Origin of the sequence: Nocardioides sp. GCM10027114 (assembly GCF_042659625.1) — a bacterium.
Taxonomy (GTDB): Bacteria; Actinomycetota; Actinomycetes; order Propionibacteriales; family Nocardioidaceae; genus Nocardioides.
The window spans coordinates 333,448-344,818 of sequence record NZ_JBHSSS010000026.1 but is presented as its reverse complement, the minus strand read 5'-3'; the positions used below and the strand labels follow the sequence as shown (position 1 = coordinate 344,818).

Genomic DNA, 11,371 nt, shown 5'->3' with positions numbered 1-11,371 from the left:
CCTCACACGTCGTCCGAGAGCCTGATCTCGACCATGAGCTCGTCGGCCAGGCCCTCGAGCATCCCGCGGAGCTCGTCGGTGCCGGCGTCGGGCGGCGCGACGAGGACGGCCCGCGCCTCGAAGAGCGTGCCGCCGGCCATCGGGGCCTCGCGCACGTCGGTGGCGAGCTCCTCGATGCTCACCCGGCGCTCGGCCAGCGCGGCCGAGATCTCGGCGACGATGCCGGGACGGTCGGCGCCGAGCAGGTCGAGGTGGAGTCGCTGCGTGACCGGCTCGGCGGGCACGTCGGTCGGGTCGACGGTGACCCGCAGCCCCGACCCCTCGAGGGCGCGCAGGTCAGCGATCAGCGCGTCGCGGCGGTCGTCCGCGACCGCCACCAGCAGCACGCCGGCGAACTTGCCGGCCAGCCGCGCGAGCTGGCTGCGCTCCCAGCTCGCGCCGTGGGCGGTGATCGGGGCCGACAGTGCGGACACCAGGCCGGGCCGGTCGTCACCGATGACCGTGAGGAGCAACGTCGCCATGTCGACAACCTAGCGGCCCCCCAGACCCCGAGCCGGGGTCGATCAGTCCAGCGGCCCCCAGACGGGCGGGATCGCCGAGCGGGGCACGTGGTCGTACACCGCCGCCTCCCGGCGGTCCGGGGCGTGGCCGCCGAGGTGGGCGGGGAACCACGGTGCCTGCTCGCCGGGCCGCGGCCGGTGCTCGGGCAGCGCCTGCAGCTCCTCGAGCGCCGCGGTGAGGGCCAGGCCGAGGCGGCCGGTCGCCGCCGTGAGGTCGTCACCGGGGGCGACGCGGAGCGGTTCACCGAACCGCACGTCGACCGTGCGGCCCCGTCGCAGGCTCGGCCGCGGGCCCCGCCCGTCGACGGGCCGGCCGACGCTCCAGATCCGCTGGCTCCCCCAGATCGTCACCGGCACGACCGGGACGCCGGTCTCCCGCGCGAGCGAGGCCACACCGGGCATCAGCGCCCGGACCGTGTAGGAGTAGGAGATGCCCGCCTCCGGGAACGCGCACACGGTCTCCCCGTCGCGCAGCAGGGCGCGGGCGCCGAGGTACGCCGCAGCGGGAGCAGTGCGGTCGACGGGCACGTGCCGCATCGCGGTCATCGCGCGGCCGACGAACGGGGCGTGCCACACGTCGTGGCGGCACAGGAAGCGCACCGGCAGCCGGCGCCGCCAGGCCGCCTCCGCGACGAAGACGAAGTCGGGGTAGGAGACGTGGTTGGCGGCCAGCAGCACGGGCCCGTCGCCCGCACCCGGCAGCCGGTCGAGGCCGCCGACACGGACGGTGACACCGAGCGCCCGCAGCGCGACGTGGCCGGCCGCCACGGTGGCGCGGTACCACCCCAGCCCCGCCATGCCGTCAGTCCCCCGGCTCAGGAGAAGGGGGGTCGGTGGTCGCGGGCCAGCGAGCGTCGTCCCGCCCAGCGCCAGACCCGCGCCGCGCGGTCGCGGTCCTCGTCGGTCACGAGGTTGCCCATCCAGCGCAGCGCCAGCGTCATCATCCAGTCGGAGCGCATGCCGGCCGGGCCCAGCGTGGGCAGCAGACGCGGCACGGTCACCAGCCCGGCGAGGCGGCGGGCGATCGAGAACGCCTCGCCGTAGTGCTCGCGCAGCAGCGCCGGCCACACGGTGCCGAGGTCGGCGTCGAGCCCGTCGGCTGCCAGGATCTCGGCCACGACCCGACCGGTCTCGAGGCCGTAGTCGATGCCCTCGCCGTTGAGCGGGTTCACGCAGCCGGCGGCGTCGCCGATGAGCGCCCAGTTGCGGCCGGCAACGCCGGAGACGGCGCCGCCCATCGGCAGCAGCGCGGAGGTGGGGGCCCGCAGCTCGTCGCCGAGCCGGAACTCCTCGCGCCGCTGCGAGGCGTAGAAGGACATGAGCGGGCGGAGCGCGACGTTGGCGGGCCGCTTGGCGGTGGCGAGCGTGCCGACGCCGAGGTTCACCTCGCCGTTGCCGAGCGGGAAGATCCAGCCGTAGCCCGAGAGGATCTCGCCGGACTCGCCGCGCAGCTCGAGGTGGGAGCTGATCCACGGGTCGTCGGAGCGGTCGGAGGTGACGTAGCTGCGACCGGCGACGCCGTAGACGGTGTCGCGGTGCCACTCGCGGCCGAGCGCCTTGCCGAGGGGCGAGCGCACCCCGTCGGCCACGACCAGCGCGCGGCAGGCGACCTCGAAGGATTCGCCGGCGCCGGTGCGGAACATCACCGCCGCGACCCGCTCGCCGTCACGGCGTACGTCGATCGCGCGGGCGTCGTCGACCGCGGTGGCGCCCGCCTTGATGGCGGTCGTGCGCAAGTGGTCGTCGAGCTCGGTGCGGGCGACCGCGGAGCCCCATGCCGGAAGCGACCCGCCGGGCCACGGCAGGTGCAGGGTCTGGCCGAAGCCATGGGCCCGCAGGCCCTGGTTGACGGTGTGCGCGCGGAGCCAGTCCTCGAGGCCGAGCCGCGAGAGCTCCGCGACGGCGCGGGGCGTGAGCCCGTCGCCGCAGGTCTTGTCGCGGGGGAAGACCGCCGCGTCGGCGAGCACCACGTCGAGGCCCTGGCGTGCCGCCCACGCGGCGGCGGCCGACCCGGCCGGGCCGGCGCCGACGACGAGGACGTCGGTCGCGGTCGGAGTGCTCACCCGACGATCCTCTCAGGCCCGGCCAACTCGCCGGAAATCACCTCAGGCCCCTCAGACACGGAACCGCGCCCGTTCCTCCCCCGCCCACGCGGCCGCGATGCGCTCGCGCGGGTCGTCGCGCATCTGCGGCAGCGCGTCGACGGGGAACCAGGCGACGTCCACCGACTCGTCGTCGGCCACGCGCGCCTCGCCCGACACCCAGGTGCACGCGAACACGTGGTCGAGGTAGCTGGTCCGGTCGCCGTTCGGGTAGGTCACCGGGCCGACGACGCCGACGGAGGCCAGCCGGTCGACCGTGATCTCGACGCCGGTCTCCTCCAGGGCCTCGCGCCGCGCTGCGACCGCCGGCTCCTCCCCCGGGTCCACGATCCCGGTCACCGGCGTCCACTCGAGGTTGTCCGACCGCTGCACCAGCAGAACCTCGTCGCCGCGGCGGACCACCGCGGTCACCCCCGGCAGCCACAGCTCGGTGGTGCCGACGAGACGGCGCAGCTCGACGATGAACGCGGGGATCGGCATGCCCTGACCCTACGAAATGACAGCGGCCCCGCTCCCGTGGAGGGAGCGGGGCCGCGGTGTCAGTCAGACGACGACGTCAGCTCTGGTACGAACTTGGTTTCGACACGCGTCACGCAGCCCCGCTGACGCGGGATCTGCGTCGACGCTGCTCAACCTGGTTCGTTCCACCAGAGCGGAGCGCTTCGCGCTCAGCTCTGGTACGAACCAAAGTCGAAGTCGTCGAGGGCGACCGCCTGGCCGGTGCCGGCACCGAACTCGTAGTCGTACGAGTCGTAGCCAGTGACGGAGTAGGCCGCCGCACGGGCCTCCTCGGTCGGCTCCACCCGGATGTTGCGGTACCGCTCGAGGCCGGTACCAGCCGGGATCAGCTTTCCGATGATCACGTTCTCCTTCAGGCCGCGCAGCGAGTCGGAGCGACCGTGGATCGCCGCGTCGGTGAGGACGCGGGTGGTCTCCTGGAAGGAGGCTGCCGACAGCCACGACTCTGTGGCCAGCGAGGCCTTCGTGATGCCCATCAGGACCGGACGGCCCGAGGCCGGCTTGCCACCCTCGGAGACGACCCGACGGTTCTCCTCCTCGAAGAGCACACGGTCGACGAGGTCGGACGGCAGCAGGTTGGTGTCGCCGGACTCGATGACCGTGATCCGGCGCAGCATCTGCCGGACGATGATCTCGATGTGCTTGTCGTGGATCGACACGCCCTGCGAGCGGTACACCTGCTGGACCTCGTCCACCAGGTGCTCCTGCGCCTTGCGGACACCGAGGACGCGCAGCACGTCCTGCGGGTCGGGGGTACCGACCGTCAGCATCTGGCCGACCTCGATGTGGTCGCCGTCGGCGACCAGCAGGCGGGACCGCTTGGAGACGGGGTACTCCTGGACCTCGGAGCCGTCGTCGGGGGTGACGATGACCTTGCGGGCCTTGTCGGTCTCCTCGATCTCCACGCGACCGGCGGCCTCGGAGATCGGCGAGCGACCCTTCGGGGACCGGGCCTCGAAGAGCTCGACGACGCGGGGCAGACCCTGCGTGATGTCGTCGGCCGACGCCACACCACCGGTGTGGAAGGTACGCATGGTCAGCTGCGTGCCCGGCTCACCGATCGACTGGGCGGCGATGATGCCGACGGCCTCACCGATGTCGACCAGCTTGCCGGTGGCCAGCGAGCGGCCGTAGCACTTCGCGCAGGTACCGGTGCGGGCGTCGCAGGTCAGCACGGAGCGGACCTTGACCTCCTCGATGCCGGCCGCGACGAGTTCGCCGATCTTGACGTCGCCGAGGTCCTCACCGGCACCGGCGAGCACCTCGCCCGTCTCCGGGTGGGTGATCTCGACGGCCGCCGAGCGGGCGTACGCCGCGGTCTCGGCGTTCTCGGCCTTGACGACCGTGCCGTCCTCGCGACGCTCGCCGATCCGCTTCGGCAGACCACGCTCGGTGCCGCAGTCGTCCTCACGGATGATGACGTCCTGCGAGACGTCCACCAGACGACGGGTCAGGTAACCCGAGTCGGCGGTACGCAGCGCGGTGTCGGCGAGACCCTTGCGGGCACCGTGCGTGGAGATGAAGTACTCCAGCACGGAGAGTCCCTCGCGGAAGTTCGCCTTGATCGGCCGCGGGATGATGTCGCCCTTCGGGTTGGCCACCAGACCACGCATGGCCGCCACCTGACGGATCTGCATCATGTTTCCGGAGGCACCGGAGTCGACCATCATGTAGATCGGGTTGGCCCGGTCGAAGTTCGCCTCCATGGCCCGCGCGACGTCGTTCGACGCCTGCGTCCAGATCTCGATGAGCTCCTGGCGGCGCTCCTCGTCGGTGACCAGACCGCGCTCGAACTGCTTCTGGACCTTCTCGGCCTGGGCCTCGTACTCGGCGAGGATCTCGGCCTTGTTGTCCGGCGTGACGACGTCCTCGATGGACACGGTGACACCGGAGCGGGTGGCCCAGTGGAAGCCGGCGTCCTTGAGCGCGTCGAGCGAGGCGGCGACCTCGACCTTGGTGTAGCGCTCGGCAAGGTCGTTGACGATCGCGCCGAGGGCCTTCTTGCCGACCTCGAAGTTCACGTACGGGTAGTCGGCGGGCAGGGTGTCGTTGAACAGCGTGCGACCCAGGGTGGTGTCGAGGGTCAGCGAGCGACCCTCCTCCCAGTCGGCGAGCTCGAGGTCGAGCGGCGGGACGATGTCGTCGAGCCGGATCCGGACCTTGCTCTGCAGCGAGAGCTCGCCACGGTCGAACGCCATGATCGCCTCGGCCTGCGAGCCGAAGGTGCGGCCCTCGCCCGGCTCACCGTCGCGCTCGGCGGTGAGGAAGAAGAGGCCGATGATCATGTCCTGCGTCGGCATGGTCACGGGGCGACCGTCCGACGGCTTGAGGATGTTGTTCGTCGACAGCATCAGGATCCGCGCCTCGGCCTGGGCCTCGGCGGACAGCGGCAGGTGCACCGCCATCTGGTCGCCGTCGAAGTCGGCGTTGAACGCCGAGCAGACGAGCGGGTGGATCTGGATGGCCTTGCCCTCGATCAGCTGCGGCTCGAAGGCCTGGATGCCGAGGCGGTGCAGCGTGGGCGCACGGTTCAGCAGCACCGGGTGCTCGGTGATGACCTCCTCGAGCACGTCCCAGACGACCGGGCGGGCGCGCTCGACCATCCGCTTGGCGGACTTGATGTTCTGCGCGTGCGACAGGTCGACGAGCCGCTTCATCACGAACGGCTTGAACAGCTCGAGCGCCATCTGCTTCGGCAGACCGCACTGGTGCAGCTTGAGCTGCGGACCCGACACGATGACCGAACGGCCCGAGTAGTCGACGCGCTTGCCGAGCAGGTTCTGACGGAAGCGGCCCTGCTTGCCCTTGAGCATGTCGGACAGCGACTTCAACGGCCGGTTGCCCGGGCCGGTGACCGGACGACCGCGGCGCCCGTTGTCGAACAGCGAGTCCACGGCCTCCTGGAGCATCCGCTTCTCGTTGTTGACGATGATCTCCGGCGCGCCGAGGTCCAGGAGCCGCTTGAGGCGGTTGTTCCGGTTGATGACCCGGCGGTAGAGGTCGTTCAGGTCGGAGGTCGCGAAGCGGCCACCGTCGAGCTGCACCATCGGGCGCAGGTCCGGCGGGATGACCGGGACGGCGTCGAGCACCATGCCGATCGGCTGGTTGCCGGTCTTGCGGAACGCGTCGACGACCTTCAGCCGCTTGAGGGCACGGACCTTGCGCTGGCCCTTGCCGGTGGCGATGGTCTCGCGCAGGTTGTCGACCTCGGCGTCGATGTCGAAGCTCTGCAGGCGCTTCTGGATCGCCGTGGCGCCCATGTGGCCCTCGAAGTACTTGCCGAACCAGGTCTTCATCTCCCGGTACAGCATCTCGTCGCCCATGAGGTCCTGGACCTTGAGGTTCTTGAAGGTGTTCCAGACCTCGTCGAGCCGGTCGATCTCGCGCTGCGCGCGGTCGCGCAGCTGCTTCATCTCCCGCTCGGCGGCGTCGCGCACCTTGCGGCGAGCGTCGGCCTTGGCACCCTCGGCCTCGAGGGCCGCGAGGTCCTCCTCGAGCTTCTTGGTGCGGTCCTCCAGCGACTGGTCCCGGCGCTTCTCGAGCCGCTCGCGCTCGAGACCGACCTTGCCCTCGAGCGAGGACAGGTCGCGGTGGCGGGCGTCCTCGTCGACGTGGGTGATCATGTACGCCGCGAAGTAGATGACCTTCTCGAGGTCCTTCGGGGCCAGGTCGAGCAGGTAGCCCAGCCGCGACGGCACACCCTTGAAGTACCAGATGTGGGTCACGGGGGCGGCGAGCTCGATGTGGCCCATCCGCTCACGGCGGACCTTGGACCGGGTCACCTCGACGCCACAGCGCTCACAGATGATGCCCTTGAAGCGGACTCGCTTGTACTTGCCGCAGTAGCACTCCCAGTCCCGGGTGGGACCGAAGATCTTCTCGCAGAAGAGGCCGTCACGCTCGGGCTTGAGCGTGCGGTAGTTGATGGTCTCCGGCTTCTTGACCTCGCCGTGGCTCCAGGTGCGGATGTCGTCCGCGGTGGCCAGGCCGATCTGAAGCTGGTCGAAGAAGTTCACGTCGAGCACGGTGGCTGCAATCCTTCGTTAGTTCTGTGAATCACGCTGTGGACTGAGGGGCCCCGCCGCGGCCCTCGTGGGGCCGCGGCGGGCACACGCTCAGACTTCTTCGACGCTGCTCGGCTCGCGGCGCGACAGGTCGATGCCGAGCTCCTCGGCCGCCCGGAAGACGTCTTCCTCGGCGTCCTTCATCTCGATCGGGGTGCCGTCCTGCGACAACACCTCGACGTTGAGGCAGAGCGACTGCATCTCCTTGACGAGAACCTTGAACGACTCGGGGATGCCGGAGTCGGGGATGTTCTCGCCCTTGACGATCGCCTCGTAGACCTTCACGCGGCCCGGCACGTCGTCGGACTTGATCGTGAGCAGCTCCTGGAGGGCGTAGGCGGCGCCGTACGCCTCCATCGCCCAGACCTCCATCTCACCGAACCGCTGGCCACCGAACTGGGCCTTACCGCCCAGCGGCTGCTGCGTGATCATCGAGTAGGGGCCGGTGCTGCGCGCGTGGATCTTGTCGTCGACGAGGTGGTGCAGCTTGAGGATGTACATGTAGCCGACCGAGACCGGGTCCGGGAACGGCTCGCCGGAGCGGCCGTCGAACAGCCGGGCCTTGCCGGACTCGTCGATCAGGCGGTCACCGTCGCGGTTCGGGATGGTCGCCCCGAGCAGGCCGGTGATCTCGTCCTCGCGCGCACCGTCGAAGACCGGGGTCGCCACCTTGGTGTCCGGCTCGGCCTTGTCGGCGTGGATCTTGATCAGGCGCTGCTTCCACTCGGCGCTGTCCGGGTCGCCGGACAGGTTGAGGTCCCAGCCCTGCTTCGCGAGCCAGCCGAGGTGGAGCTCGAGGATCTGGCCGATGTTCATACGACGCGGGACACCCAGCGGGTTGAGCACGACGTCGACCGGCGTGCCGTCCTCCATGAACGGCATGTCCTCGATCGGCAGGATCTTGGCGATGACGCCCTTGTTGCCGTGACGGCCGGCGAGCTTGTCACCCACGGAGATCTTGCGCTTCTGCGCGACGTAGACCCGCACGAGCTGGTTGACGCCCGGGGGCAGCTCGTCGCCGTCCTCCCGGTCGAACACGCGGACGCCGATGACCGTGCCGGACTCACCGTGCGGCACCTTCATCGAGGTGTCGCGCACCTCGCGCGCCTTCTCGCCGAAGATCGCGCGGAGCAGCCGCTCCTCGGGGGTGAGCTCGGTCTCGCCCTTCGGGGTGACCTTGCCGACGAGGATGTCGCCGGTGGTCACCTCGGCACCGATGCGGATGATGCCGCGCTCGTCGAGGTCGGCCAGCATCTCCTCGGAGACGTTCGGGATGTCCCGCGTGATCTCCTCGGGGCCCAGCTTGGTGTCGCGGGCGTCGACCTCGTGCTCCTCGATGTGGATCGAGGTGAGGACGTCCTCCTGGACCAGGCGCTGGCTCAGGATGATGGCGTCCTCGTAGTTGTGGCCCTGCCACGGCATGAACGCGACGAGCAGGTTGGTGCCCAGGGCCATCTCGGCGTCGTCGGTGCACGGACCGTCGGCGATCGGGCTGCCGACCTCGAGGCGGTCGCCCTCCGAGACCAGGGGGCGCTGGTTGATGCAGGTGCCCTGGTTGGAGCGGCGGAACTTCGCCAGGCGGTACGTCGAGTAGGTGCCGTCGTCGTTCATCGTCTCGACGATGTCGGCCGACACCTCCTTGACGACGCCCGCCTTGTCGGCGACGACGACGTCACCGGCGTCGACCGCGGCGCGGTACTCGATGCCGGTGCCGACCAGCGGCGAGTCGCTCTTGATGAGCGGCACGGCCTGGCGCTGCATGTTGGCACCCATGAGCGCACGGTTGGCGTCGTCGTGCTCGAGGAACGGGATCAGGGCCGTCGCGACCGACACCATCTGGCGCGGCGAGACGTCCATGTAGTCGACCTCGTCGCGCAGGATCGCGTCGACCTCGCCGTGGCGCTGGCGGACCAGGACGCGCTCCTCGATGAAGCGGCCCTGCTCGTCGAGCGGAGCGTTCGCCTGCGCGATGACGAAGCGGTCCTCGTCGTCGGCGGTGAGGTAGTGGACCTCGTCGGTGACCTTGCCGTTCTTGACCTTGCGGTAGGGGGTCTCGACGAAGCCGAACGGGTTGATCCGGCCGTAGGACGCCAGCGAGCCGATCAGACCGATGTTCGGACCCTCAGGGGTCTCGATCGGGCACATGCGGCCGTAGTGCGACGGGTGGACGTCACGGACCTCCATGCCGGCGCGGTCACGGGACAGACCACCCGGACCGAGCGCGGAGAGCCGGCGCTTGTGCGTCAGGCCCGCGATCGGGTTGGTCTGGTCCATGAACTGCGACAGCTGGGAGGTGCCGAAGAACTCCTTCAGCGCCGCCACGACCGGGCGGATGTTGATCAGCGACTGCGGCGTGATCGCCTCGACGTCCTGGGTCGTCATCCGCTCGCGCACCACGCGCTCCATGCGGGCGAGACCGGTGCGGAGCTGGTTCTGGATCAGCTCGCCGACGGTCCGCATGCGGCGGTTGCCGAAGTGGTCGATGTCGTCCGCGGCGATCGCGATCTCGCCCTGCGGCGCCTCGAGGGTCTCGCGACCGTCGTGCAGCGCGACGATGAACTTGATCGCGGCGACGATGTCGTCGACGGTCAGCGTCTGCTGGTCGAACGCCTCGGTCAGGCCGAGCTTCTTGTTGATCTTGTAGCGGCCGACCTTCGCCAGGTCGTAGCGCTTGGGGTTGAAGTAGTAGTTGTTCAGCAGCGTCTGCGCGGCCTCACGCGTCGGCGGCTCGCCCGGACGGAGCTTGCGGTAGATGTCGAGCAGCGCGTCGTCCTCGCCCTGGGTGTGGTCCTTCTCCAGGGTGAGCATCATCGACTCGTACTCGCCGAACTCCTCGCGGATCTGCTCGTTGGTCCAGCCGAGGGCCTTGAGCAGCACCGTGACGTTCTGCTTGCGCTTGCGGTCGAGGCGGACGCCGACCATGTCGCGCTTGTCGATCTCGAACTCGAGCCACGCGCCGCGCGAGGGGATGATCTTCGCGGTGTAGATGTCCTTGTCGGACGTCTTGTCGGCGGTGCGCTCGAAGTAGACGCCCGGCGACCGGACGAGCTGCGACACGACGACGCGCTCGGTGCCGTTGATGACGAAGGTGCCCTTGTCGGTCATGAGCGGGAAGTCGCCCATGAAGACCGTCTGGCCCTTGATCTCACCGGTGTCGTTGTTGGTGAACTCCGCGGAGACGTAGAGCGGCGCGGAGTAGGTGAAGTCCTTCTCCTTGCACTCGTCGACGGTGTACTTCGGGTCGTAGAACACCGGGTTCTCGAACGAGAGCGACATCGTCTCGGAGAAGTCCTCGATGGGCGAGATCTCCTCGAAGATCTCCTGGAGGCCCGACTTCTCGGAGACGTCCTCACCGTTGGCACGGCGGCGCTCGACGGTGGCCTGCCAGCTGTCGTTGCCGATCAGCCAGTCGAAGCTGTCGGTCTGGAGGGAGAGGAGCTGCGGAACCTCGAGCGGTTCCTTGATCTTTGCGAAAGAGATGCGGCGGGAGTTACCAGTGGTGGTGCGCGCGGCCAAGAGTTGTCCTTCGAAGGGGTCGCTCTGGGGATGATCGCCGCCCCCCACCCACCGGCCACCGGGCAGGCCGCAGGGCATTTGAGGGCAGACGCAAAGAGAGAGCGTAGCGCAAGACCGCGCGCGCGACAATTCTGCCAGCGTCACCCGATGCGGCGGGTGATCCGACGTTGCCGACGATCATGAACGGTGCCCGGGGCCCCGTCAAGCACCGCCCGTCGCACCGGCGTGGGGACGCCTCCCGGGCCAGGTCACTCGCAGGAGGCCCCCGGCGTGGTGATGAGGCAGTCGACCAGCCACTCGTCGTCGACCTTGACCAGCTGCACCCGGACCTGGTCCTTGTAGACGACCGGTTCGCTGCTCTGCTTGTTCGTGGTCGGCCGGTCGACGAAGACCAGCACCTCGACCCGGTCCTCCCCCGAGCGCACGATCCCGGAGGCGACCACCTCGACGTCGACCACCGTGCGCGTCCCCGGGGCGTTCTGCTCGAGGACGGCGAAGAGCTTGTCGTACTCACGCTTGTAGTCGCTGGTCATGTAGGACCGCGCGGCGTCGCCGTCGTCCTCCAAGGAGCGGTAGTCGTAGGACAGGATCGGGACGATCGCCCGCTCCG

Annotated in this window: 7 protein-coding genes; all 7 read right to left on the bottom strand. The window is 69.7% G+C overall.

Translation table 11 applies throughout. The annotated features are described in order from the left end of the window. Nucleotides 1-2: 2 nt before the first annotated feature. Complete coding sequence (locus ACFP2E_RS16045; protein ID WP_378523806.1) at nt 3-521, bottom strand: glycine cleavage system protein R; 519 nt, start codon at nt 519-521, stop codon at nt 3-5. 42 nt (nt 522-563) lie between these two features. Continuing rightward, nucleotides 564-1,358 carry a lysophospholipid acyltransferase family protein gene (locus ACFP2E_RS16040; RefSeq protein WP_378523805.1) on the bottom strand — a complete coding sequence of 265 codons (795 nt, stop codon included), beginning with the start codon at nt 1,356-1,358 and terminating at the stop codon, nt 564-566. A gap of 17 nt (nt 1,359-1,375) precedes the next feature. Further along, nucleotides 1,376-2,623: a geranylgeranyl reductase family protein gene (locus ACFP2E_RS16035; protein ID WP_378523804.1), complete on the bottom strand. Its 1,248-nt coding sequence runs from the start codon at nt 2,621-2,623 to the stop codon at nt 1,376-1,378. 51 nt (nt 2,624-2,674) lie between these two features. After that, entirely contained in the window at nt 2,675-3,142 is a 468-nt protein-coding gene (locus ACFP2E_RS16030) for an NUDIX domain-containing protein (RefSeq protein ID WP_378523803.1), read from the bottom strand. 188 nt (nt 3,143-3,330) lie between these two features. Next, a complete protein-coding gene (locus tag ACFP2E_RS16025) occupies nt 3,331-7,206 on the bottom strand; it encodes a DNA-directed RNA polymerase subunit beta' (RefSeq protein WP_378523802.1) in 3,876 nt (1,291 codons plus the stop codon). 90 nt (nt 7,207-7,296) lie between these two features. After that, complete coding sequence (gene rpoB / locus ACFP2E_RS16020; protein WP_378523801.1) at nt 7,297-10,761, bottom strand: DNA-directed RNA polymerase subunit beta; 3,465 nt, start codon at nt 10,759-10,761, stop codon at nt 7,297-7,299. A gap of 248 nt (nt 10,762-11,009) precedes the next feature. Then, nucleotides 11,010-11,371, bottom strand: a 362-nt coding sequence (locus ACFP2E_RS16015) for a hypothetical protein (protein ID WP_378539352.1), incomplete at its 5' end; no start/stop codon positions are given.